Annotated in this window: 31 protein-coding genes; 9 read left to right on the forward strand and 22 right to left on the reverse strand. The window is 40.9% G+C overall.

Annotated elements, in window-relative coordinates; all coding sequences use genetic code 11:
- Positions 1 to 86: 86 nt before the first annotated feature.
- The 22 genes from Len3610_RS07265 to Len3610_RS07365 all read right to left on the reverse strand — a co-directional run bounded on the left by Len3610_RS07265 (position 87) and on the right by Len3610_RS07365 (position 19,298).
- Positions 87 to 314: a hypothetical protein gene (locus Len3610_RS07265; RefSeq protein WP_176447353.1), complete on the reverse strand. Its 228-nt coding sequence runs from the start codon at positions 312 to 314 to the stop codon at positions 87 to 89.
- Positions 311 to 1,408: a replication-relaxation family protein gene (locus tag Len3610_RS07270; RefSeq protein ID WP_176447354.1), complete on the reverse strand. Its 1,098-nt coding sequence runs from the start codon at positions 1,406 to 1,408 to the stop codon at positions 311 to 313. Before Len3610_RS07270 ends, Len3610_RS07265 begins: the two co-directional genes overlap by 4 nt.
- A 267-nt stretch (positions 1,409 to 1,675) precedes the next feature.
- Complete coding sequence (locus Len3610_RS07275) at positions 1,676 to 2,338, reverse strand: hypothetical protein (protein ID WP_176447355.1); 663 nt, start codon at positions 2,336 to 2,338, stop codon at positions 1,676 to 1,678.
- Positions 2,339 to 2,610: 272 nt separating this feature from the next.
- Positions 2,611 to 3,696 carry a peptidoglycan DD-metalloendopeptidase family protein gene (locus Len3610_RS07280; RefSeq protein WP_176447356.1) on the reverse strand — a complete coding sequence of 362 codons (1,086 nt, stop codon included), beginning with the start codon at positions 3,694 to 3,696 and terminating at the stop codon, positions 2,611 to 2,613.
- 17 nt (positions 3,697 to 3,713) lie between these two features.
- Positions 3,714 to 4,406, reverse strand: a complete 693-nt coding sequence (locus Len3610_RS07285; RefSeq protein WP_176447357.1) for a hypothetical protein — start codon at positions 4,404 to 4,406, stop codon at positions 3,714 to 3,716.
- 55 nt (positions 4,407 to 4,461) lie between these two features.
- Positions 4,462 to 6,726, reverse strand: coding sequence for a CD3337/EF1877 family mobilome membrane protein (locus Len3610_RS07290; protein ID WP_369693686.1), 2,265 nt, complete (start codon positions 6,724 to 6,726; stop codon positions 4,462 to 4,464).
- A gap of 74 nt (positions 6,727 to 6,800) precedes the next feature.
- On the reverse strand, positions 6,801 to 7,424 hold the full coding sequence (locus Len3610_RS07295) for a hypothetical protein (protein WP_176447359.1): 624 nt from the start codon (positions 7,422 to 7,424) through the stop codon (positions 6,801 to 6,803).
- 22 nt (positions 7,425 to 7,446) lie between these two features.
- Positions 7,447 to 10,038 (reverse strand): ATP-binding protein, encoded by a 2,592-nt coding sequence (locus Len3610_RS07300; RefSeq protein ID WP_176447360.1) that lies wholly within the window; start codon positions 10,036 to 10,038, stop codon positions 7,447 to 7,449.
- Positions 10,039 to 10,062: 24 nt separating this feature from the next.
- Positions 10,063 to 10,527: a TcpE family conjugal transfer membrane protein gene (locus Len3610_RS07305; RefSeq protein WP_176447361.1), complete on the reverse strand. Its 465-nt coding sequence runs from the start codon at positions 10,525 to 10,527 to the stop codon at positions 10,063 to 10,065.
- A gap of 90 nt (positions 10,528 to 10,617) precedes the next feature.
- A complete protein-coding gene (locus Len3610_RS07310; RefSeq protein ID WP_176447362.1) occupies positions 10,618 to 10,842 on the reverse strand; it encodes a TcpD family membrane protein in 225 nt (74 codons plus the stop codon).
- Between the two features lie 31 nt (positions 10,843 to 10,873).
- Positions 10,874 to 11,764, reverse strand: coding sequence for a conjugal transfer protein (locus Len3610_RS07315; RefSeq protein WP_176447363.1), 891 nt, complete (start codon positions 11,762 to 11,764; stop codon positions 10,874 to 10,876).
- A gap of 5 nt (positions 11,765 to 11,769) precedes the next feature.
- The gene (locus Len3610_RS20780) at positions 11,770 to 11,904 is read right to left on the reverse strand and encodes a hypothetical protein (protein ID WP_255259831.1); all 135 of its coding nucleotides are present in this window, start codon (positions 11,902 to 11,904) and stop codon (positions 11,770 to 11,772) included.
- Positions 11,905 to 11,935: 31 nt separating this feature from the next.
- Positions 11,936 to 12,157 carry a hypothetical protein gene (locus tag Len3610_RS07320; protein WP_176447364.1) on the reverse strand — a complete coding sequence of 74 codons (222 nt, stop codon included), beginning with the start codon at positions 12,155 to 12,157 and terminating at the stop codon, positions 11,936 to 11,938.
- Between the two features lie 132 nt (positions 12,158 to 12,289).
- A complete protein-coding gene (locus tag Len3610_RS07325; protein ID WP_176447365.1) occupies positions 12,290 to 12,661 on the reverse strand; it encodes a hypothetical protein in 372 nt (123 codons plus the stop codon).
- A gap of 3 nt (positions 12,662 to 12,664) precedes the next feature.
- On the reverse strand, positions 12,665 to 13,717 hold the full coding sequence (locus tag Len3610_RS07330; protein WP_176447366.1) for a ParM/StbA family protein: 1,053 nt from the start codon (positions 13,715 to 13,717) through the stop codon (positions 12,665 to 12,667).
- 33 nt (positions 13,718 to 13,750) lie between these two features.
- On the reverse strand, positions 13,751 to 13,954 hold the full coding sequence (locus Len3610_RS07335; protein WP_176447367.1) for a hypothetical protein: 204 nt from the start codon (positions 13,952 to 13,954) through the stop codon (positions 13,751 to 13,753).
- Between the two features lie 58 nt (positions 13,955 to 14,012).
- Positions 14,013 to 14,465, reverse strand: a complete 453-nt coding sequence (locus tag Len3610_RS07340) for a metal-dependent hydrolase (RefSeq protein ID WP_176447368.1) — start codon at positions 14,463 to 14,465, stop codon at positions 14,013 to 14,015.
- 149 nt (positions 14,466 to 14,614) lie between these two features.
- Entirely contained in the window at positions 14,615 to 14,755 is a 141-nt protein-coding gene (locus tag Len3610_RS07345) for a hypothetical protein (protein ID WP_176447369.1), read from the reverse strand.
- A gap of 429 nt (positions 14,756 to 15,184) precedes the next feature.
- Positions 15,185 to 15,832, reverse strand: a complete 648-nt coding sequence (locus Len3610_RS07350) for a hypothetical protein (protein ID WP_176447370.1) — start codon at positions 15,830 to 15,832, stop codon at positions 15,185 to 15,187.
- A gap of 55 nt (positions 15,833 to 15,887) precedes the next feature.
- On the reverse strand, positions 15,888 to 18,101 hold the full coding sequence (locus Len3610_RS07355; RefSeq protein ID WP_176447371.1) for an SF1B family DNA helicase RecD2: 2,214 nt from the start codon (positions 18,099 to 18,101) through the stop codon (positions 15,888 to 15,890).
- Positions 18,098 to 18,991: a transcription termination/antitermination NusG family protein gene (locus Len3610_RS07360; RefSeq protein ID WP_176447372.1), complete on the reverse strand. Its 894-nt coding sequence runs from the start codon at positions 18,989 to 18,991 to the stop codon at positions 18,098 to 18,100. The genes Len3610_RS07355 and Len3610_RS07360 overlap by 4 nt, the downstream gene beginning before the upstream one ends.
- 97 nt (positions 18,992 to 19,088) lie before the next feature.
- A complete protein-coding gene (locus Len3610_RS07365) occupies positions 19,089 to 19,298 on the reverse strand; it encodes a hypothetical protein (protein ID WP_176447373.1) in 210 nt (69 codons plus the stop codon).
- 496 nt (positions 19,299 to 19,794) lie between these two features.
- Between Len3610_RS07365 and Len3610_RS07370 the strand changes: the two genes are divergently transcribed.
- From Len3610_RS07370 to Len3610_RS07410, 9 genes are all read left to right on the forward strand, one after another.
- Positions 19,795 to 20,343 carry a DNA-binding protein gene (locus Len3610_RS07370; protein WP_176447374.1) on the forward strand — a complete coding sequence of 183 codons (549 nt, stop codon included), beginning with the start codon at positions 19,795 to 19,797 and terminating at the stop codon, positions 20,341 to 20,343.
- A gap of 49 nt (positions 20,344 to 20,392) precedes the next feature.
- The gene (locus Len3610_RS07375) at positions 20,393 to 20,797 is read left to right on the forward strand and encodes an ImmA/IrrE family metallo-endopeptidase (protein WP_176449585.1); all 405 of its coding nucleotides are present in this window, start codon (positions 20,393 to 20,395) and stop codon (positions 20,795 to 20,797) included.
- A gap of 19 nt (positions 20,798 to 20,816) precedes the next feature.
- A complete protein-coding gene (locus Len3610_RS07380; protein ID WP_176447375.1) occupies positions 20,817 to 22,343 on the forward strand; it encodes a recombinase family protein in 1,527 nt (508 codons plus the stop codon).
- A 27-nt stretch (positions 22,344 to 22,370) separates the two neighbouring features.
- Positions 22,371 to 22,649 (forward strand): competence type IV pilus major pilin ComGC, encoded by a 279-nt coding sequence (gene comGC / locus Len3610_RS07385; protein WP_176447376.1) that lies wholly within the window; start codon positions 22,371 to 22,373, stop codon positions 22,647 to 22,649.
- Positions 22,636 to 23,061: a competence type IV pilus minor pilin ComGD gene (gene comGD, locus Len3610_RS07390; RefSeq protein WP_176447377.1), complete on the forward strand. Its 426-nt coding sequence runs from the start codon at positions 22,636 to 22,638 to the stop codon at positions 23,059 to 23,061. The genes comGC and comGD overlap by 14 nt, the downstream gene beginning before the upstream one ends.
- Positions 23,048 to 23,389: a prepilin-type N-terminal cleavage/methylation domain-containing protein gene (locus Len3610_RS07395; RefSeq protein ID WP_176447378.1), complete on the forward strand. Its 342-nt coding sequence runs from the start codon at positions 23,048 to 23,050 to the stop codon at positions 23,387 to 23,389. Before comGD ends, Len3610_RS07395 begins: the two co-directional genes overlap by 14 nt.
- A complete protein-coding gene (locus Len3610_RS07400; protein WP_176447379.1) occupies positions 23,337 to 23,783 on the forward strand; it encodes a ComGF family competence protein in 447 nt (148 codons plus the stop codon). The genes Len3610_RS07395 and Len3610_RS07400 overlap by 53 nt, the downstream gene beginning before the upstream one ends.
- The gene (locus Len3610_RS07405) at positions 23,767 to 24,129 is read left to right on the forward strand and encodes a hypothetical protein (RefSeq protein ID WP_176447380.1); all 363 of its coding nucleotides are present in this window, start codon (positions 23,767 to 23,769) and stop codon (positions 24,127 to 24,129) included. The genes Len3610_RS07400 and Len3610_RS07405 overlap by 17 nt, the downstream gene beginning before the upstream one ends.
- Positions 24,130 to 24,257: 128 nt before the next feature.
- Positions 24,258 to 24,956 carry a helix-turn-helix transcriptional regulator gene (locus Len3610_RS07410; RefSeq protein ID WP_176447381.1) on the forward strand — a complete coding sequence of 233 codons (699 nt, stop codon included), beginning with the start codon at positions 24,258 to 24,260 and terminating at the stop codon, positions 24,954 to 24,956.
- Positions 24,957 to 24,981: the final 25 nt, after the last annotated feature.

Genomic DNA, 24,981 nt, shown 5'->3' on the forward strand with positions numbered 1-24,981 from the left:
TGCTTCCTCGTTCGTTAAAATTAATAACTTTTGAATTATACACATTTTTCACACTTCTCCACATTCGATTGTGGATAGGATTTTTCTTATTCATCAGGACGTTTATGGCGTTTCAGATTCTCGACGGATAATACATAAGCCATTTCATCCGCCATCAGAGTCTTCATGGTACGGAGTATACGTTGCTGAATTTTGGGCCGGAATGTTGCCAGCTCATAATTCAGCGATTGTTCGGAATGTGTAAGGCTTGTAATGGTTTTTAGCTCCGGCATGATGTCATATGTCGGATAACCATTATGTTCTTCTGCTATCATGTGTGAGCCTCCCTTTCATTGGATTTGGTAAAGGCGCGGTGCATAAAGTCTGTGCTGACGTCTAAAAATTCAACGTGATGAACATGCTCCAGCAGTTCTTCGTGTTTTGGGCGCAATCCCGGGTGTGTTAAAATAAGCACCTTGCGTCCATCCCGCTCATACCGGTCTTTACGGTATTGCAGAATGTGTTTGATTTTGACGACATCGGTATCCAGCAGATTGATAAAGTACATATCCTCACCCTGGTACTGCACAATTTGATCAAAACCATCCGGGTGGCGTCTGTTCTCCGAATTTGTATGCTCAGGTAAAAATCTCAGGTTCAATTGACTTGCCAGTTCCTTTTCCAGCGCTGTTTCGCTCGCACCGAACGTTAAGAGATAATCAATGCCGAACGTCTGCGGAAAGATTTTGAGGCTTTCGCACTCCCGGATGACCCGGCTGTCCATCAAACGGTTCACAACCTGATCATAGCTATCCTGCCCTCTGGCAAAGAAGGCATAGGCGTCAAAATGGCGCTGGCCGTTTTTCGTTGTGACATCGGATTGGTGCTGATCCATTTCCCGGATGATTTTCGCCAGGTTTTTTGCCGACGTGCTGTGCATGAACGTGTAAATCGTGAAGGCTGGACCTTCTGGGCTTGTGATGATGCCCTGCACGTTGCTGGAACGGTTCAGGTTATATTGCCGTTTGACATCCCGGCTGTCCTGCACCGTCCATCCTGCCTGTTCGAGTTTGACGAGAATGTTGTTGGTCGATAGGACAAACGGCAGATGGAAGCGTCTTACACGCAAGTCGTCCGCCCGACGCTCAACAGGATAGCCCTGCTTCCGCAAGCAGGCTATGCCGGTCTCGCTGATACGGTGGTAGTTTCCCTGCCGGCTTTGGCTCTTGATATAGCCGCGTATCGGTTCCGACTTAATGTAGCCGGTATTGCGCAATAGGTTGAGCTTGCGATAAGTGTACGGCATCGTCATGTCATGAAATTCGCAGATCTGTTCGGTGCTCAGTGCCCGGTAATCGTATAAATGTTTGAGTATCTGAACGTCCAATGGCTGCAGACGTTTGATGACCTGCTTTTTGGTTTTTGCCATGTTTTCACCTGCCTTTCTCAATTCGCGTGGGGGCTGTTTTGTTTCGTCATTTCTCCGTGACCTCCGCACTGCCTCAACAAAACTTCGCTTATTGGGCTATCTGAATTCAATTCGTTTCTTGTTTCCAAAACGGGTTATCGGCCAGCTGAGGCAGAACTGCAGTCCATGTATAATATCAATTAAATCGCTGAATCGAATATCAGGGATTGCAAAAATCGTGAATATTATACATAAAAAAACACCGTTAAAACGATGTATAACATTGACCTATTCACCCCATAATTCTTGAAACGGCTGTTGCTGATAAAATGAGCTTGTGTCTTCCTTCCGATACTGTTTCAATTCACACTCTAACTCGCTTCGTTTCCCTACTTCCGGTATTTTCTTCAACTGGTGTTGATGGTGTTTAAGATAGCTCAAAAAGTTAATTTTATTTTCTTCTTCCACCAGATAGACCTGAATATGGTTCCCCTTATCGTGTTGGCCTTCTTCGATGATTGAAAGCTCTTGCCAGTTATCATCTTTAACAAGGCCTGTATAGCGTATCGCATCGATAACATACTTTCGATTTCGATTATCGAGATCCCGAATAACATGATCATTGAAGAAATGTTGTATGATAAGCCCGGCACGCCCAAACTGGTGTTGAACATCAGCATAGTTATACGATTCAAACGTAATGCGTTGATAATAGTGGCGCACCATTGCTGCATAGTCTCTGTCATTCGCTTTGTATAACGGCAGCATACCGTCATACGAGAACTGAAATACAGGATAACCATTGACCATACGTGGTGTGGCTGTTGCTAAAGGGTTACGGCTTGGCTCCTTGTTGTTGATATCTTTCGGTTTCTCTTCATACAACCGGCGCATTGTTTCTTCCTTAAACATTTCAACACTTTTAAGTAAATCCAGATAGTGTGATTTCAACAAGGTCTCACCTCCTCTCTAATGTCAGACGTTAGTTTGCCTTTTAGAACACTGATACTGCAACATTCCAATTTCCTGTCGTCTGACATTATGGAATTCTATAAATTATATCCATCTAACGTCCGACGCCTTACTGTAGAAAGTCTGTTACAATTATAAACACCCCCTTTTAAATACGTCTGACGTTGTTTATGACAGCGTCAGACATTCTTATTTATTAAGTCCTGTCATATCAGTAGTTTAATACTTTTTCTAACGTCAGACTTTGATGTTTACTGGCTGTTTCCCAAAAAGTCATTGACATATGGCATCGGATCCACACGCTGAAAACCTCCTTTTTCTGCTTTGACATGAACTTCAAAATGCAAATGAACACCTGTGGAATGCCCTGACGTTCCCATTTTCCCGATAACCTGGCCTGCCTTGACTTTGGTTCCCGCCGAAACACCTTTTTCCATCAAGTGAGCATAGAACGTCAGCATATGATCACCGTGTTGAATGACAACCAGATTGCCATAGCCATCACTGTTATGCTGTGATAAAACAACTGTCCCATCTTTAAAGGCAACAATCGGCTTTCCCCGGTCATTGCCTGCCGCAACATCAATACCACCGTGGAAATCCCTCTCGCCATTCATCGTTCTGTACCCATAATCCGACGTAAGGTTTTTTGTATGTGGAACCATCCAGGCTTTACCGTCGAGTACTTCCACACTTCCGCCATCTTTTGCTTCAAACCCGTCATTGTACAGTTGGTAGTAATGCATCACATCCTCCACATACCAATGAGCATGATTATAAGCGAACAGTGCATCCCGCAGTCCCGTATTGCCATCAATATAGCCGGACAAGTGATTAGCCGCGGCAAAAATGGCATCCTCTTTTTCCCACGGACTTGCCTTGCCATTGCCATTGGCATCCACCCCGAAACCACCGTAATCTTCAATCTTTTCAGGATCTGTTTTGATTGCTTCCGGGATGTCGATTCCTCCCAGCCCCTCACATTTGGGATAATCCCAGCCCAGCCAGCTGCAGGGCATCATCTGCATATGGCCTTGTGCATTAACCGGTGACACCATTTCAATCGAGGAAAATACCGTTTCCACACGATGTATTGAAGCAAGTAATAACCATGGGACATCGTATTCCTCTCCGGCTTCTTTATAAATTGGAATAAATTGTTCCGGTATTTCCTCTTCGGCAATTTGTGAGGGCGCATTGGAAAATGCCATTTCGTCCTCACCAAATTCAAATCCTGTAACAAACAGGAGAACAAATCCCAAAATTAGAGAAGCAATCATACCACCAACAAGAGCTACACCAATTAGCGAGCCAAATACAAATTGTATTGCTCTCATAGAGGTTTACACCTCAACTAAAAAGGAGCATTCAACGTATAGTTTTTTACCTTGAATGCTCCCTCCACCTTTGTTGTTTTGATGGTATAGACTTGACGCTCCACTGCCGTTTTATCGCCATTCTTATCAAAATCATATCCCTTGACCTGAACGTTCCATATTAACTGTTCTTGGCCAGGGTCATAAGGTTCATAAACATTAAGTGATGCTGCTTCTTTCTTATAGGTTGCGGCTGTTGGCCTGGGCGTTTGTTCCATTAATGCCTGATACAGGTCAGCGGTACTTAAAGGCTTTGTACTCTTCACATGTGCCATCGCCTCATCACCATTAAATGCGTATAAGTTTTTTACAAAACGCCTGGCTGTTTTGCGTGATTTTTCAATGTCTTCTTTTGAAAAATGGTCAGCATATTCACTTTCCGAGTTTTCCAGTGTCTCTGCTTTAGGCATTTCAATGTCTAAAGACCCGTGCTGTTCCACAATCGAATCTTTTTTCGTCTCTTTATTTTTATTTTCTTGGGTATATTCATCATCTGCTTCATATTGCCGTATTGCCTGTGATTGCGACTTTCCACCCGCCAGACCAGCCTCTGGTTCTTCCGCTTTTTCTTCTTGTTTTATATGGTTACCGACAAAAATGGCATAAATAAACAACGCAATGACAACCACCATCACGCTGTAAACAATCATATTTTTAGTTTTAGGACTCACACCAAATTCCCCTCCATTGCATAATTAGTGGGTTACCTTAGCTGGTTTTTCCATTTTAATTTGATTTGTCTTCCTCAGGCGGTAGCGACGCTTCTAACGATGCTAAATCCGCTTTCTCTACATCTGATCTTGTTGTATCAAATTCCGGTCTAACTAAATCACTGCTGTACTTGTCACTCACATACATATCTGATGTGTTTTCCATCTGAGTATCTGGTTGATACTCATTCTGCTTGTTATTTTGACTGGAACTGATTGGCTCTGAAAACATATCAGAATTTGTATTTGCATTCACAGCAGTTGTGCTCTCTGACCAATCATTGGTTTCAGGAAATGACTGATTAAACTTTTCTTTTTCGGCCGTTAATTCAGCTTTTGGTTGTTCTGATTTTTGTAAGTTTGACAGGCTTTGATATTGATGTTTCAACTCCCTGTCTTCCCGTTGCTGCCGATCAGCTAATCGTGTCGCGTGATCGCCTTTTGCTTCACCATCATGTTCCCCTTGTTGCGTTATGTGGTCATGAGTGCCATCCAAATCATCTAATGAAGCATGTTCAACTTCACTCCTTTCGAAGGCATTAGGTCCGTGTGCATCACTACTGTTATTTATTACATCGGCGCGAATATTTCGAGCTTCTGCATCTGATACACGGTTCACTTGATTGGCCTCAGAGTTATCGGCAGATGATGTTTTACGTAGTGACGCCATTTGCTGTGAACGATGCGCTTTCATGCCACTTTTGGCAATGTCACCAGCACTGCCTTCCCCCGTGGCTGCCTTTCCAACTGAACTTCCAACATTCGCACCCGCAATGGCGCCAGCACTTCCTGTTGCGGCCGCTCCAACTGCTGCTCCGGTAACGGTACCGGCCCCTTGTATCCCTTTTTTCAACGGGTTGTTAAGCTCGTCCATTCCTTCACGCAATTCCTGGACACTTTGAGAACCGGCGGAAAAAATCTTTCTAATTCGTTTACGCAAAAGGAAAATAAGCATAAACAACACAAAATGAATTAACGCAGCTGCGATGTAAGCAACAAACGGATTGCCATTATCAGAAGCTATAAAATCAGCTTCATATAATAAATCGGATATGGCAAAAATGACTAAGGCTGTAAACGAAACAACAATTTTAAGCACCAAAGGCAAGCCCAACTCAATAAAGTAGCGCTTCACAACGTTAAACTGGCCTGGTATCGCCCCAAACAAAAGCGCAAATGGTGCAAAAATCGCGATCAGCATAAACCAGAACTGAAAGATTAACAGCGCCAATGCCAAAAAATAAATTGGAATAGATACGATCCCATTTATCATCAAATACATTGGCGTAAAGGATAAGCGTGTGCTGATATTATCATAGAGTAGATAGTCATTATCATAATTGGTTAATTCATTGGATATCGCTGTAAAGCGTTCTTCTGAATTTGGCTGTTCTTTTAGAATGCTGTTCACCCTGTCCACTGCTTCTTCTTCACTTCGAGCTAAATTATTTAGATTTGTTTCACCATACATCATATATAGATACGGGCGGTCAACAAACAAAGCCCAGATGTTATCTTTCATACCATTTTTTAAGCTCTGTTCATCCAAGTTTGTCGGCGTATTTGCTTCAATGGGTTGTGAGCCGCCACCGGCATCTCTTTCTTGTGAATTTCCTGCTAATATTAAGGAACTCGCTTGTGTCGTAACCTGATTTAAGCCAGTTAGAAAGGTTGCGTAATTCGTGAACAATAAAATGGCGATTGTTAGCGCCATAATGGTTTGCAAAATGGTTCCAATTGATGCAAACATTGACCGTTTCCAAATCATAAGAAACGCTGCATAAATCACTGCAAATACAGCTGTGAACATAGCAAGGTTTCCAAACAGACCGGAATCAGAAAAATGACCGCCTCCGGTTATCCCTGTAATTTCCCCCATTATTTCATTTAACTTTTCAATAATTGTATTGATAAAATTAAAATCATAAGCGAAATCCAGGGAAAAGAGCATGAAATTGGTCATAAGAATGTTCATATCAAATGCTATATTTGCAATGTAGTTGAACATTTCGTTCATTTTCTGGGTTATTTCGTCCGAATTTAAAAACCAAAGATTACCCTTTATTCCATCAATAAAATTTTCTTCTTTAGCAAAGTCTTCAGGAACAGCATCCAAGTGATAATGAGACTTACCACCTTCTTTGAAATTACCTAATTGCTCTTCCCCTTGCTCCACTGCTTGGTCATCATCAGCATAAGTAGGCTGAGTAAACCCTGTAATGCTCAACACAACCATAATCAAAGTAATTTTTATTATCCGATTAAAGGTAAATTTACTCATTTTCAAGCATAAAAAATAACCCCTTTAAAAAGGGATTATCTTAAGCCGTCTGCCTCCTTTCTTTTATTCAATTATTATTCAAATCCATACTCATCATCTTCTGATTCCTCAGACTCTTCATATTTATGAATTATTGTTCCTGACTCTGCATCTGAAACTTGATCAGGTAATACACTATCTACAAACTCTTTTACCTTCCATTCGCCTTCTTGGTTTTGCTTCATGCTGATGAAATTATAATCAGCATCATCAAATTCAAATCCAGTCCAAGGTTGAACATAGTAGATAATTTCTTTGGAGTCTTCACTATAAACAGAATCGTACCGACGAATTTCGTAAGCATCACCCAACTCGTCAAAGTCTTTGAATTGGTCAGAATACTTATCTTTATAATTTTGATAATCCTCTTCCTGAATCATGTCCTGTGCGTGAAGCTTGTCACCGTTGTCTTTCACAACATCCGTTACATATGTTTCATTCTCAAGTTTGTCCTGTCCTTCCGGCGAAAGCATGGAATAGACTTTTGGAATATTTAACTCAAACCCCGCCCGATAAAATTCCTGTACAATTTCATCGGTTTCATTAAATACTTCAGCATTTTCATTTTCCTCAGGACTAGCATCCCCGTTGGAAGAACAGCCTACCACGAATAGTAAGCTGACAACCATCAGAACCAATCCTGTCAACTTCCTGTTCAAACTAACTCACCCCTTTATAATTTTAAGAAGTCTCCCTCAGCTCCCTCTGACGTTCCTCTTCAGTCGCCGTTGACGAGTCAAAGGCATCTAACAGATCTTTAAATACCGGATTGACATGAATAACAGCTGAACGCCCAAATATATCCTGAAACAGTGCGTCTCCACGCCCGAGATTTTTTAACGTATCAATATTTTCTTCGGTTTGCGGCAAGTTAAAATAATTTAACATTTCTTGAGCTTCTTCAGTCTTACGTAATCCAAAGCTGAATTTCATACCCATATTGGCGACTTCTTTTCCATGGTCAGACGCGTTTTGAGACCCTTTAATCAGCGTGGTGTTGTAGTAACGGCCCATTCGCACAATAAAATCCATCAACTCAGATCCGATTGCGCTTCGTTCAATAGCACTGGCCTCATCCTGAAGAATAAACTTGTGACGCATGCGGTCCTGATTAAACATATATTGTTTGGTGAAAGCCGTTAAGGAGATCATAATAGCTTCGGATATTTTGTGCTGCGGCCGCAATGTCTTTGCTGCGCTGCCCGGCAGGTTTAAGTTTTGAACCATTAGCACTTGAATGGGCACACTCGTTTTTAATACTTTATATTCCTGCCCGACTTCACCAAACAGCAATTTTGCCAGCTGATTACGTCGTAATGTTTCAAGCGTGCTCTTTAATTTTTCTACGGACGCAAAGCGAACGGCTGTCATTTTATCCTTTTCATGGTCATAAAGGTTTTGTAAGTACGTTATCACAGCACCAATACACGGGTCGTCCTGTTTCGATACAGTTTCAATCGCTTCACTTAACAGTGTATAAGCATCGTCATCAATCCCCACATTCACCAAATGGGACAGGATATCCATGCAAATGTCTTTTCCTTCTTCCAGGTTTGTGCTTGTCCGAAACGGGTCCAGCGAACCGGCGTCCCGTTCATCACGTCCCATTTCCCAGACGGATATCGATTCTTTTGGAATATACGGCAGCCCGTTTATCCATCCTTTCCGGTCACCTTTCGGGTCAATAATCAATCCCTGTGAGCCCGTTAAGGCTGCGAGATAGACAAACAGATTCATAAGAAATGATTTGCCTTTACCCGTCATGCCGGCCACAAGAACCGAAATAGAATCGAAAACATTATTCAAATTTTCATAAGCTTTCGCTGCAAGATCCGGTTTAATAAATACCGGCTTTTGAAACTGTTTCGTATAGCCGATATAAAACCCCCGATTATCACCGATATTGGTGGTCGCCCCAAACATCATACCGGCTAAAATATTAGGCGACACATGCATTTGATAATCGTTCATAAAGGATTTGGAACCGGGTATCGTTTCCATCATCAGATTCAATTGTTCCCCGTATGGCGGGAGAACAGATAATCCAAACCGGGATAATTCATCGGTTAGTTGTCCCACACGGGTGCTTAACGTTTTCTTATCTTTGGCGCTCACTTTAAAAACAAATGAACAGCTATAGGCCGGCTGTCCTGTCTGTTTAAAATAGTTTTCCATTTGAACAGCGCCTTTTTCCGATTCGTTAACACTGAGATCTACGTTTTCATGTCCTTTTGCTGCTTCCTGTCTTTGATCTTTAAATTCCAACCGGGCATTGCTCAGTTTCTTGCGTATCGATCTGTTAGATTGATAGTTTGCGCGAATGGAAACACTGACCGGAAAAGGCATTCGGGATTGCAGATGATACAACCACTCAAAACCAGGGTGCATGCTTATATCCTCCATGTTACTGCAAATAACGTACTGGGTATATAGTTCTTCTATTTCATTATTGATGATTTTACTTGTGCGTAATGTTTTTGGATCCACTTCTTCAATATTCGCATTCTGGACATCAACAAATGCTTTTTCTTTTGGCCGAACGGCTTCGTGTGATTGCGCTTTAGCATCTGTCCCTTCCACGCTATAGCCGGATTCAAAATCTTCCCGGTACGCCACATCCTGATTGGACGTGGAGACGGAGTATGTTTTCTCAGCCAGGTAGATGATTTCCGATGCCGTCGCAGGTTTAACCATGGACGAAAACCCATTGATCATATTGCCAATCAAACTTTCAGCCTGTTCCTGATAGGCTCGAATCTCCTCAATCGGAATGTCATAAGGATCTAATCCAACCGCATGATAAACCGGCGAACTTAACCCCTGAAGAAAGTTTTTCAACTGATAAATCGCCGAGTTTCCCATATTGAGGGATTGTATTTGATTTTGGGCCGGATCTAACTGAACGCCCAAATAATGAACATATTCGCCGGATTCGTTGATGGTACGCTGCCGGTTTAATTGGCTCTCCACTTGCTCCATAAAGTGAAGCCCGTTTTGTTTTAACGGGTAATCCAACCGGTTCATTTCCTGCTTGGTCTGGCTCATAATACCGCTGATATTCATCGGTGTCGGATCAATGATAAAGTGTAAATCATGCCCATTATTGGCTAAAAATCCCAATTGCCGCTGGAATGGTTTTATTTTATCATCGAAATCCAAAAAGTCATACCCGAATCCTTCAATCCGATAATAGGCCCAAACTGTTTGATCATTTGCAAAGACAAGATTTTCATCGATATGTTTTATCGGAAACTCTAAAATACTGGTTCGCATCTGTTAACTCCTTTCTGACTGACGCTATTTATACGTGACAACCCCTTTATAACGATAGCTTTTTGGTTTAAAAGCATCTTGCTTGATGCCATAGGTGTAATAACCGTGAAAACCATAATCCCTTTCTTTTGGAATTGCTCTAGCCCGGTGATACGTGACGCGCTGCCATTTGCGCAACTGATACAAAAACAGCGACCGAAAAAATGCCACCGGCGAGCGATTTTCTGTGCCGACGTCTGTTATCAGCCATGCAAGAACAATTGGCAGAGCAAACAGGACACCCGTTGGAATCCACTGAATCAAGTTGCCTAACACCGGTGTGAAATACCAAATAACTTCCAGTACGCCAAATACCAAAAAATATAGGACACCTTTAAACGGAATCGGTCTCCCTAATTTCACACCAAAAAACTGATATAACTTGCGATCGAACTTCAAAAAATTATTTAACACATACAAAGGGATGCGTTTGTTCTGTTCAGGTCCCATGTTTATCACTTCTTTCACATGTTTGCTTACCACCAATTAAGAGGAACAGTCAGCCTGTGCAACTATTCCTCTCCATTGGTCTGCGGTTATTTAATTAGCACCAATATTTAATTTGTCACTGAACCACTCGGACAAAGCCAAAATCGAATCCGGATTCAAAACAAAAATCCCGATAAAGGCCCCTGCTATCAGAACACCGACGGCAAATATCCATGCCCGCTTTGCGACAGCTACGAGAAGCAATACCAGAATGACAAAAAACAGCACATACTGCAGTTCCTCTGTAAACCAATTAAATAAAGATTCTAATGACATGAACACCTCACCTTTCCATTCATAAATTCATTCATGATTCAGATGCTTTTTCTTCAATGTTTTGTTCAGCATTCAGTTTGGCTACCACATAATGATCGTCCTTTTTCGCAACCACCAGCTTATAAACCGACTTCATTTCCATTTGCGTTGCAGGTTCCTCAAACGTGACCTCCGTCATGACAAAATAGTCACCGGCTTTGTTTCCTTCATAGAGCTCCGTCCTGTTTACGCCTTTGAATTTCAGTGCCCCGTTTAGTCCATTCCGGGCCGATTTATCCGTCAGCATGTAGCTTAACTGGTCTTCTGAATCTTGAACATAGCTCTTAAAAAAGGTTTCCAGAAAAGCTTCGATATTGTCGATTTCACCGTTATCGTTTATGGATGTTAAATTTGTCCGATTGACTTCGCGGTCTGCCTCGACATCGGTCCCGTCTTTCAGATATGTCACAAACGGAAGTTCATAAACACCGTAAGTACTCCCGTTATGAACAACAGGCACAGCAAAATCTTTCGTCACGAGCTTTGACTCCTTATTCTTTTGCATTTCGGAAGTGACCTCAAAGATAATATGGGCTTTTCTATCGGTTATTTCATCGGTTTTTTGATATGCAATTTCCTTACTTGCAGCATTCCATTCCAAATTTTCCGTTACAAGCCCTGCCTGGTCATCCAACCCTTCAGCCAAATAGTTGGACAGGCGCTGGCTTCGGTCTTTCCAGCCTTCAGTCGTTGGCTCCCAATTAAAATACGCACGGGTAAATTCTTTGGCAAATTGAATGGCAGCCGGTTTTGTAGCAGGGTTTTGATTAACCTCTGTTTGCTTGTCGTTACGGGTTTCTGCTGATTCAGGAGTCGATGTAACCGTGATGAACACGACAAGGAACATAAACGCGAAAAGCATCCAAAATGTGATCACGCCCATCTTTCTTACCACATACGTTTTCGGACGACGCGGCTTTTCTTTTTTGGGCTGCGCTTTAACAAACTTTTTGAATCGCTAAACCAGCCTACTTTCCGACTGTCACCTGCTTGCTTCTTTTTCTTCTTCTGGATTTTATTCATTCAGCTAATCCCTCCTCTCCTTAAGCAACTGTTACAGTTTTCGGTTTGAGCCAAAGACGACAAAAATCGCAATAATGATAATAAAGGTAGTGACGGCGCCATAACGGACCAGCGACATGTTGTATAACTGAACAACCTGTTCTTTAAATTCCTCCCAAAGTGGCTGTGTTGCCGGGAATTCTTCTAACACGAGACTCCCAACAATGAGAAATAAAAAGATGCCCAATATCAGTGCAAGAAAAAAGCGAATCAAGCTGCACCCCCCTTTCAATTGATTCTGGACTGAGTATTTTTGGTTTTGCCACATCCCCCCTTTAAATAATAAAAATACTCTGTCCTGAATTAAGACAGAGTTGCATTTAAGCCTGATAAAATTTTTGTTTGGTTATTCATCACTGATGCCAAATGACGCCAGGAACGCATTAGCTGTATCGGCTACAGCTTGATTACTCATTTCGCCATTTGTCCTTTTCGCCTCTTGCCTTTCTGTTGGATAAGCCAAGCCTTCTTGGACCCCTTGACGCAATAGGTCATATTGGTCCGTTTGAACGGCTTTGATATCGTTTAATGCTTGCATGATTTGCTGCAATTCGTGTTGGCGGTGGTCTTCCGCTTTAAGATAGTTGACCGCAACCTCTAATAAATAGCGAATCGCCTCGCTTCGTTTATTACTGGGTAACTGCTCCAGGAATTCATGAATTGCTGTGTCATGATCGGTTAGGCGAAAACTATAACGCTTTTTCCAATTGGCTGCCATAGGTTAACCCATCTTCTGATGGTGTTCCGGCTGTAATAACGTTTTGCCCAATCGCAAATAACCAATGGTATTGGCAAACTGATTTTCCGTAATACATTCCAGCCGATTATCAAAATGTGGCTGGAGAAACGACTCAAACAGTTTTCCGCCGCCCCCAGCCACAAATATGGCATCAAACAGATCGCTTTCTTCCGCCCACACACCTTTTAAACGATCCGCAATATTCGTCGCAATCGACTGTTTACTTTCCCGAACAGCTTCCGAAAATTCAATACGCTGACCTTTATAGGTGATGTATTCATGTTTCAAGACCCGGCTAATATTTGATTCATTTAAATCTGCACCACCCGTTTTTGCCTTGAATAACTGCCTGATGTCCCTGTGAAGATTAATGACCCCTTCATCGATTGTCCCGGAAAGTTTTGCCTTTGGGACAAATGCCCCGTTTTCCTGCATCTCCACAACAACAAAATCAGTCGTGCGAAAACCGATATCGATCAAAGCAATGATATTACCTTCCGTCATTAAATACGGATAGACAAATTTTCCTTCGTGGTTCATTAAGGCTGAAAATATGGCTGATGCTCCCTGCGGAAAAACCATGGCTTGATCAATGTTAATACGTTTTTCCTGCCCGGCAAGCGGTCCGGTTTCCCAAACTGTGACAGGCTGCATCCCGATGATGGTTTGCCTGAATTCTTTGGCCTGGGATTGATAAAAATCCAACGGCAAACCTGTTGAAACCTGAACAATGTCATCCTCTGTTACCAGTTGAATTGCTGTGTTCAGCAAAATTTGTGTGTAAACATGACTGAACCGTTCCCGTTCAAAGATTCGCGACACCGACCTCGATTCCTTAGCCAGTTCTCCCACAAAATACGCTTCCTGTTGATAGATCAGATGGATATTTTGACGATCATCAGGCGTTTCACCCATAACACTGGTAATACTGCGGTCATAGCCTTTTCCAACGAGTGATGGAAACAAAATGCGTTTTCCCGATGCGGAAACAGCTTTCACAAAGCCATAACCCAAATCAACTGCAACGTGCTCCATTTCAAAGTCCCCTTTCGACATTATAATAACTATTTAACTATGAGACAGATTCATATAGACTGCTTGAAACATTGCTTCCGCTTGTTGTGGTGACACATCAATGGCTGCATTCATCTCTTGAGCACTGACATGACAATCTGTTTCATAGTAACCACGTTTTCCTTTTTCAATTTTGACAACTTCCCCTGTTAATGGGTGGTTAACATAGCAGTAATCCGGCAAGTACGATTTTGCCATGCTCTTCCACTTCCTTTCCTTAAAAATCCACTTAATTTATATGACTGCTGCTACGTAATTAAATCAATGTCATCAACGTTTCGCGGCCTATATAAACTAACAATAGGATGGCTGTTAACCGGCCAATCATGTTGAACATCAAGGGGCTGGTGCTGATACCAAATGATTTTTGGGCTGGATAGAAAAACCTGACTTTTCCTGTCAGCATATCCCCTAAGCTGTGTGCCATTATGCCAGCAAACGCTGCAAGCCATATCCATGGGTCTGTAAACAAATATAAAATAATCCCTGCTAAAAAAGCAAAGAGCAGCGAGTGTGTGATGGTCCGGTGACCGAATGTTTTATTTAGAAAATAAGCAAGTGGCAATAAAACTTTTCCGACCTTTGACTTATGGTCATCCAAATCAGGAATAACACCGGCCAGGCCGCCAACAAGTGCTGCCCGCCAATCGCCGCCTGTTACCATATGACCGGCAGCCATGCCGGATAAGCAATGTGTCGTCCATTCCATCAGGAGTGCTTCCCATTGTTTATAAGTTCGTTTATTTTAAGTTCAATGCCATCGATCAAGCTTAAACACTCATGACAAACAAATTCGTCATTCTTTAAACCGCCATCATCTGCATACGTTTTACATATTGAGCACATGGTGAAGATCATTTATGAGTCCTCCCTTGTTTCATTTAAAAATTGTTTAACAGCCTTTTCTGTTTCCTTTGCATAGACACTGTCCGACTTACTTTGCAGGAACCACAAAAATTTCTCTAATTCTTTAGCATCCAGACATTTTTCTTCTTTCATTTTCTTACCCCTTCCCTTCAAAAGATCGCTTAAAGCTTAAACAGGATTCTTTGCGGTAAATTAACGCATTGTACATGACCAGCCAGCCCAATTCATCACTAAGGATTTCTCTAACCTTAAAAAGAAACAAATATTATCGGGTTAAGCTTCAACTCAACCGTTCATACCGAGTAACTCAATTCAATATTTATTCGTATAATAAGAGAGTGAGAAACGACACCACACCTGATATCCCCCTCAAAGTTGATATCACAGCTTTTGTCCAGTTTTTAGGGTGTGGCATTTTCGCCACACATGTGTGGTTTTTTTGCCACACCCCCTTTTCATACGTCTCCCATTTATGGGGTGTGGTTGTACTGCACAAGTCTTTCAATTAACAGCCCAACACCTTGATTAATCAGTGATTTAACGTGTGGTGATATACCACAACTACTGACGTTTCTTTAATTGCAAGTAGGTTTTACGCCGGTAAAGCCTTCCAAACTCACTATTATATTTCAACCATAATTTCCATGGCAAATACACCTTTTTTCGTTCTAACCGGTCAAATTCCATAACCAACCTTGAGAGTGTTGCGTTTATCCGGTTACGATCACCTGAATAAATAATTTCCGGATTCATAAACAACGGCCGCTGCGACACGCTTCGTTTATGTTCCTTAATTTCCTCTACATTGGCGAACTCAAACAGCATCCCTTTCTTTAGCAATTTGGACACCAGTTTACTTGTCGAAGTCCTTTCCCTGTCTAAGTACCGTGCAATATTTGCGATACTCATAAATTCATTGGTTTCACGATCAACAATCGCATTGGAATGCAGTTGAACTAATGGCATAAGCGAAAGGAGCAAGCCGATTTCACTGTTCATTAAAAGTTTGCTTCTTATAACCATGTCGAGATTTTCCTGTATAGCCTGGCAAAACGGCGCATGATTTTTTTGTTTAAGCTTATAAAGACCATATCCCTGTTCATTTGCTTTCACTTCTTCCTCTGATACGGCCGTCAAATTAATATCGTTTTGTCTATCACGCGCCTTAGCATTGCGTTCCACCTTATCCAAAGCTTTATGATCATCCATTCGAACACTCACTCATTTCCATCATTTTTCTTTATCTATTTCTCACGACTATTTCTCACGGATTGGAAACAACCCCTTTCAAGTTACCATTAGTGATTTGCTTGCCGGAACCCATCATCCGCTCAGCCAGCTTGCTGTTGCGCTGAATGGTTTGATCATTTTGAGCAGCAATCATCATTGCTTTTTCCGTCCCGATAAAGACCAACTTTTCTGTTGCCCGTGTCATGCCGGTATATATCAAGTTACGAGCAAGCATGACATAATGACTGGTCGTTGCCGGGATAATTACAACCGGCGCCTCACCGCCCTGCGACTTGTGAATCGTTATCGCATAGCCTAATTCCAATTCTTGAATCTCATGCCTTGTATAAGCGATGACTTTGCCGCTGTAGTCAACATGCATCACGTCAATCTGATCACCATTCTTGTCTGTTTCGCTGGAAAACGACTGAACTATCCCTATATCACCATTGAAGATTTGCTTATCATAATTCGTTTGAATTTGAATCACTTTATCCCCTTCACGAAAGACCCTTTGACCGATGTGCCATTCACACTTCTCAGGAAGTGGAGGATTGAGCGCGTCACGCAGTTTTTCGTTTAAAGCAATTGTGCCAACCGGCCCTTTCCGCATCGGACTTAATAACAAGATGTCAGATAATTTATAACCCAATCTTACAAACCGTTTTGCGCTTTTCACCATTAAAGCAGCAATCTTTTCCGGATCTTTTTGCAACAGAAAAAAGAAGTCATCCTTTTCTTCGTCAAAAAGAATAGACTTCCCTTGATTTATGCGATGTGCGTTTAGAATAATTTGACTTTCCTGTGCCTGTCGAAAAACTTCTGTAAGTTTAATCGTTGGCAATCCCGCTTTGATCATATCACCAAGCACATTGCCAGGGCTGACCGATGGCAGCTGGTCCGTGTCCCCGACGAATAATATTTTTGTATTGCGGTCAAGTGCCTGTATAAGATGGTTGGCTAAGCTGACATCCACCATGGACATTTCATCTACCACCAACAAGTTGCAGGATAAATGATTATCCGCATGATATACCGGTGGCTCGCCCTGCCGGTAGCCGATAAGCCGATGAATAGTTGACGCTTCGTGACCGGCCACTTGTGACAACTTTCGGCTTGCCCGTCCAGTGGGCGCTGCAAGACGTATTGAATCTTTTGGATACATGGCCTTATAGATATCAACAATCGCCCGGACCACAGTTGTTTTCCCTGTCCCCGGTCCACCTGTCAATATCAGGAGTCGTTCATCAAATAATTGCTGAATGGCTTCTCGTTGTTTTTCAGCAAGAATCATTTTATGCGTCTTTTGATACCGATCGATGTATTTTTTAAAATTGGACATACCTCGATCGCTGCGAGCAAAACGCATCTTTAAAAGTTTTTTGCTCAATTGTTCCTCATGATGATAGAGAAACTTCGGGAATATACAATCGTCCTCATTGACGATAAGTTTTTCTTCTGTACACATTAAGCTGTTTTCCAGCTCATTCATAGAGACCCTATCGGCTGAATCGGCATTATGGTTCAAAGCCCTTTCGGTTTCCACCAACAACTCGCTTTTGGGGATATACGTATGGCCTGACTCAAAGCATCGTTTTTTTAATATATATTGCAAACAGGCTTCGATTCGGTACCCGGATGTCGGCATAATCCCCATCCGCTTGGCAATCTCATCTGCTTTTAAGAACCCAATTAAGTTTAACTCGGTCAATTTATACGGGTTTCTTTTAAGCGTTTCAGTGGTATGCAGACCATATTCCTTATAGGCTTTTAATGCCATGTTGGCTGTAATGCCATATACCAGTAATTCTGATACAATCTTCTGTACCTCGAAGGTTGCTACCACGCTGTCTACAATTTTGGCAGCCCGCTTTTTTCCGATACCATTTATACTTGTCAAACACGCTTCACGCTCTTTAGTTATCACGGTTAATGTTTGGGTGCCAAATGTCTGTACAATCGCCCTTGCCTGTTTTTTGCCACACCCCTTTATCATCGGAGATGAGAGGAACGCAAGGATTTGTTCCTCGGTCTGTGGAATTGGTCTTTCCCAGGACTCCACAGCCAGCTGCCCCCCGTATTTCGGGTGTCTCTCCCATTCGCCCCGGACCGTCACCTTCTCCCCTTTTTCAACGCCATAAATACTGCCCTTGATTTTGATTGCCTCATAATCTGTTTTTAAAATAGCAATCAAAAATGCCTCATGTTGATAGAGAATCCGTTTAATGATACCGGTTTGTTCAATCATGCCAGTATCACATCGCTCCGTCTTAACCATCGCCACAGACGATGAATAAAATCAGAGGAGGATTTCAATTCGGCCGGGGGTAAACCATCATCCCCTTCATCATAGTACATATGGCGAAAGAGGAATGCAGGCATGGAGACGGTCGTACGCTTATTCTTAATAAATGTTTTGACTCGTTGCATCATTGGATGTTCTGTTTGCTTCATAGCATTGATTTCTGCTGTAACATCCGTATTCATGTCATCAAGCTGATTAACCATCGTTTGACTCTCTTCTGGGTTGTTCGTTTGATTTGCTTGATGCAGAAGCTCACTTTGCCTTTGAACATGTTCATCATAAGAAAGCAGTTCATTGAACTTAACTTCCACTTCGGCTGACATTTCCACTTCTTCAAAGAATGCATTTATTTCATGCTGAGGAATGTTCATTCGGCTTGGGAAACCGGTTACTTTAGGGATCGCCTTAATAAGATGCCACAAATGCTTTGGTAAATAATGAAAGTTGGTGTCCAATTCAATTAGAATATAGCCTTTTAAAACACTTTCAATTTTCTTTGAGTGATGGCGATACTCTTTTAACCTGCTCGTTAAATCTTTTATTTGCTGCCGATATGCTTCCATTAGATCAATCGTTTCGGTGTCTTTATAGTCTTGCATTTGATTATAGGCAAAACGCAGATTGCTCAAATTTTCCTGCAATCGCTGAACATATAGATGGTTGGTGATATCTGTTGTAGTTAAGTCATCCAAAGGATGAGCTGTCCGGGTATATGTTTCAAGTGCATAAATTGATGTAACGGTGTCATCTCCCGATTGATGTAAAACATCTTTTAACATTTCTTTGACTGCTATTTCAGACCCTGTACTCACTTGAACAGCAAAGAATGCCATACGCCCACCTCACTTCGCATTTATTTGAACCGAAAATCTTTTTAAACTCTGGAAGGTTTAAACAATTCAGCCATAAAATAGCCTTGTTTCTATGTTGTTAGTTGAAGCTGACAGCTTTAGGTGCTGAGTCTATGTCTTTCAAACTATCGTTCAGCTCTTCGTGCAATACTGTTATAGGAGAACTTTTTTCTCCCCATTTTCTTAATAGATTGATAGCTTGATCGGAATCTACATAAGATAACTCCGCTAACTTAATCGGTATCTCTTCTCTTTTTTTAAGCAGGTCAGTATCGATGGGCAGAACCATGACTAACACCTTCTTTCTGATTTTGATTATTTAATAATGTGTTAACCCTGTCTCGATCTTTTTAGGAGGTTGTTGTCCTTCATAAAAGACATAATCATTAAAATCGATATTTTCGAAAAAACAATAAGCTGCTACCTTCGAAAGAAATTTTGGGCCTGCATTACTGTTTGAATTTAGAATCCTATGAAGTTGTCCGGTGTCGACATTTAGCATTCGGCTGAATTGGTTGTAATTCCCACCCGTTTTCTTATTCATTAACTGTTTCATTCTTTGTTTATTCAAGTACAAACTCATCCCCCCTATTGAATGTTTTCATCAAAAAGCCATGATATTCGTTGAATTTATTCAATATTGATTATATTCCACATTATAAACATTGTGTTGAAACTAATCAACACCTTTGTGGAATTTTTTCAATAAATATTTTGTTCCCATTGATTTTATACAACAAAAAAATTATTATTAAAGTTAAGACGTTTTAGGAGGATTTTTGGCCATGGGTAAATTTGATAAAGATTTGTTTGGTGATCTATTAAATGCCGCAAAGGGAAACAGATCTATAAATAATTATGCTCAGCAATCGGGGGTTGACTCTGCTCATATATCAAGATTTATTAGAGGTAAAGTTTCAAATCCACCAACACCATCAACTATAGAGAGATTAGCAAACGTTGCACAAAACAATATAAGCTATCAATCATTAATGATTGCAGCGGGTCATATAGACGCAGATCATAAGCATTCACCGAATAAATCAACAGGTGATCCGTCAGATTATCATGAGGAATTAAAAATTAAGGAAAATCAAAATAAAAATTACGATGCTGATGCAGATACAAAAGAAGAAAAAGACATTGCAAAAAGAATGAAGCAAATTAGAGAGGATTTGACACATGACGACGGGTTAAATTTTGATGGTGAACCGATGAGTGAGGAAGCGATTGAGTCACTTTTAGATGCTATGGAGTACGCGGTTCGACAAACACAGCGTATTAATAAAAAATACATTCCTAAAAAGTATAGAAATAATAAGGACAACAATTAGGCCTGCGGGGAGGATTAGTTTGACTTGGATTAAACATATTGTACAACAGATGGAAAAAAAGTATAAAACCAATAATCCATTTGAAATTTGTTCTTTAGCCAACATTCAAGTAGTTCCATGGGATTTACATGAAGAAATCAATGGCTTTTATAAATATGATAGGCGAAATAAATACATATTTATAAACTTAAATTTAAGTGACGATATGCAGCGCTTTGTGTGCTCTCATGAATTAGGCCATGTTATTTTACATCCAAGATCAAACACACCCTTCTTAAGGAAAAAAACTCTATTTTCAGTTGATAAGCTTGAAGTTGAAGCAAATACCTTTGCAGTGGAACTTTTAATGAATGATGAAAAGGTTTACAAATTTAAAGATACGAACCTTTCGATTCGGGAAATAGCTAAGATTTATGGCATCCCAGAAAACGTTGCTTATCTAAAAAAATTGTAAGAAAGGAAGTTCATTTAGCATGCGTGTCGCAAATTATTATCGAGTATCCACACAATTGCAGGAAAAGAAATTCAGTCTCCCTGCGCAAAAACAGGAATTGAAAAGTTATATTTCACAAAAAGAATGGACATTAATTGATGAATTTATAGATGTTGAATCAGGCGGAAAATTAAAAAAAGATGGGCTGAATGCTTTACTCGACCTCGTTGAGGAAGATGGCATTGACGTTGTTTTATGTATTGAACAGGACCGCCTTTCACGTCTCGATACTGTTGCTTGGGAATACCTGAAAGATACCCTGCGGGAAAATCAAGTTAAAATTGCTGAACCGGGCGTATTAATTGACTTAGACAATGAAGATGACGTCTTCATTTCTGATATTAAAAATCTCATTGCACAGCGCGACAAGCGTAACATTGTCAAGAAAATGATGCGTGGTAAGCGCCAACGTTTACGAGAGGGAAAGGGATGGGGGCAGCCCCCTTTTGAATACAAATACAATCGTGAAACTGCACAATACGAAGCGAAGCCCGATTGGAAATGGGTCATTCCCTTTATTGATGAGTTGTACCTGAATGAACAGCTGGGCATGAGAATAATAAGTGACAAGCTGAATGAAGTCTCCAACACACCTACAGGTAAAAAATGGAATGAACATTTGGTGGAAACGAGAATTAAATCAAAAGCTTTTCACGGTATTCAAGAAAAGAACCATAATTCAGGTGAGATAATTTCAGCTTATGTCTATGAACCCTTAAGAACTGAAGAAACTTACAATCGATTGCAGGAAGAACGCAATAAGCGCGGTAAACAATACAGTGTCGCAGGCCGTAAGAATACCAAGAATATACACATGTTGAAAAGAACTTATCTGACATGCGGCCATTGTGGAAGAAAAATTAATCTTGAAACACATGGCTTGAAAAGCAGACCCCTTTATTACGCCAAACACGGCCGTAAAACTAGCATAAAATATGGTTATACCTGCGACGTAAACATTAATACAATTCGTTTTGATGCAAACATCATGAAGGCATTAAAAGACGTTCTCACAAGCGAGGAATTGGCTAAAAAATATATCCAAATCGACTACGATGAACAAGAAGTCAATCAATTAAAATCAGAGATAAAAGAACTTGAAAAATCCATTTCTGACCTTAATGCTTCACTCGATCGATTGTTGGACATATACCTTTCCGGTGACTTAAAAAAATCTAAATACACGGAAAAAGATCAATCGATTAATGCAAAAATAAAAGTACAGGAAGATACACTGGCTAAATTAAACCGTAAACTAGAAGCGATTGATGCAAGTTCATTTACTTATGAGAGTTTATACCAATACATGGAGATTGCCAAAAATATTGAAACAGAATTAACCGGGCTGGAAAGAGCCCAGTTAATTGGTACCCTCTTTCCAAAAGGTGTTGTTTACAAGGATAAATTGGTATTAATAACTGAGGTATTTAAAGGTATTCCTATTGAAATCACTATTTCTATTGAGGATGATCCCTATACTTGGCACCATACAAAAAAATTTAAATAACATGGGTAATCACCTATATTAATCGAAATGTTAATCGTTTTGATGATTATTTCCGTGCTGATCATTTTAATCGTTCCCAACTTGGGCGATAAGAGCGAGGAGGTACATGATAAGGGATGCGAGGCGTTAGTCAGTGTTGTGCAGGCGCAAGTGGATGCCTATCATATTGAAGAAAAGACTTACCCTGACAGTTTGGACGTACTAGTCCCCCAATATATAACAGAAGGTCAAAAAACATGCCCTGATGAAACTGAGCTGGATTATGATTCTGCATCGGGAGAGGTCTCAGAAAGTGAATCAAGTTAACGGTTTCACCCTTATCGAGGTACTGTTCGTTCTTGCTGTATTGTCTGTCTTAATCCTTATCACCACACCGCTTCAACTTTCGGTCCTGGATAAAAAGACGGAGGAACGTTTCCTGGAAACACTGGAGATGGATTTATTGTATATGCAAACATTAGCCTACAATTCCAGAATGACTCATCGACTGGCATTTCTCGACAGTGAACGTTATGAAATTAAAGCAAACAATACTTCAATTCTGGAACGAACAGTACCTGAAGGGTGGGAGATTGATACCCGTACATTAAAAACAATCTCATTCAATAAAAAAGGAACCATTGTCAAATCAGGCACGTTTGCCATCAAGACATTGACCGATCACTATAATGTGGTTTGTCCGCTTGGGAAGGGGCGATGCTACTTTGAGAAACAGTAAAGGTTTTTCGCTGATTGAGGCACTCGTGGCAGCCAGTCTTCTTATGATGATGATCACAACCCTGATTCCGGCCACGAACCTTCTTCTGAACGAACGTGAAAATTTGCGGCAAAAACGGTATATGATTAATGAATTGCAACATGAACTGCAGCCTTTTTTATGGGAGGCCAGCCATGACCTCCCCCACCGTTTTTTAAAAACAGTGGATGGATCTGAAGCGGAATTCCGGATGACACCTGATGGCAAATTGGTGAAAGGATGTGTAACTTGGAGCAATGTTAAAAACAGAACAGAAGAATTTTGCTTATACGGATATCCCGACCAATGAAAAAGGATTTACATTCATTTCAATGCTAGTGATGGTCAGCATCATATTTATGATGATCCCCTTTACTGCTTATCTCGCGAAAACAGTTGATTTCACCTCCAACTATGAACAGTTATCAGTACAGCAGTTTTTCCTGTTTCTGCGTGATGAAATGATTATGTCGACCGATATGACGATTGAATCAACAAAATTAACATTCGAACAAACAGATGAATCAACGGTTTCAATGGAAAAATATAATAATCTGATCGTCCGGCGACTAGATGGAGGGTTTGAAATATACCTGCGCGATGTTGAGGATGTTCATTTTACGTCTTCTTCGTACGGACTGCACGCTTCCATCAAAATGATGAATGGTGATCAATTTGAGAAAAACATTGTCTATTACAACTAACCAGCAAGGCTTCATTTTTCCCTATGTTCTGTTTATCATTGCCCTTACGCTGATTGTCATCACTGCAAGCGTTCAACTATATCAGAGCGAAATCCACATTACACAAAACCAGACAGAGCAACTGAAGATTGAAACATTATTTCAAATGGCCCATACACAGTTTAAAGAGGATATTACCAAACAATCTGAATCAAGCGGTACCATTTCATATGAATTGCCTTATGGTGACGTTCTTGTAGAATATGGACAACTTAACGAACGTGAGTATCCAACAAATTTCATTATGGAAACAGACACTGGCGCAACACACAATATCAACAATCGGATTTCAATTGACTATGAATAAAAATAACCGTTCCGTACCATCCTATAATTGACGTCAAGTTGTGTACAATTTTCAACAATTACACGAAAACTCCCATTTCACAATCGTTTTTTATTATAATAAAATTAAACGATCGTGAGGTGGTTTTGGTGGAACAAACATTAAAAGTGACCAACGTGCTGAGTGATCCGACCAGATTTAACATTTATCAATACATGATCAAGCATCATCGCGAAGTTACTGTAGCAGATATAGCAAAAGAATTCGAAATCCATCCCAATGTGGCAAGACTTCACCTATCAAAGCTGGAAGACATCCATATGGTGGAGTCGTACTCGGAAAAAACCGGCAGAGGTGGTCGTCCCAGCAGACTTTATCGGCTTTCGGACGAAGTGATTGAACTTCATTTTCCACATCGGGACTACAAACTTCTATCCTCGATAGCTTTAGAATCGTTTGTTGAACTGGGTGTGCCAGGCAGACAGGCACTGTACCAAACGGGCTATAAATACGGTGCGAAAATGGTTGATCAGTATCAGCGCAACCCTTCATCTGCTGATCTGACAACAGAGCAAAAACTTTCGATACTGGAAGATGCAGGTACAATGCTTGGCATGTACCCTGAATTTCAGTATAATGAAACAGCAGACAGCGTATCATTCCAAATCAACAATTGCCCTTTTAAAGAAATGGTTTCTAAAAATCATACGATGGTATGCCGCATGCATCATTCTTTTTTAAAAGGGATGTTTGAAGCGCTGTTCGATAATGTTGAATTAACTGAGACGGAAAATATGTTTAGCGGATGTGAAAATTGCACGTACGTGGCAAAGCTTTCAGTTGTTTAGCATGATTCATTTACATTATGCGGCA

Origin of the sequence: Lentibacillus sp. CBA3610 (assembly GCF_013373365.1) — a bacterium.
GTDB lineage: Bacteria > Bacillota > Bacilli > Bacillales > Amphibacillaceae > Lentibacillus.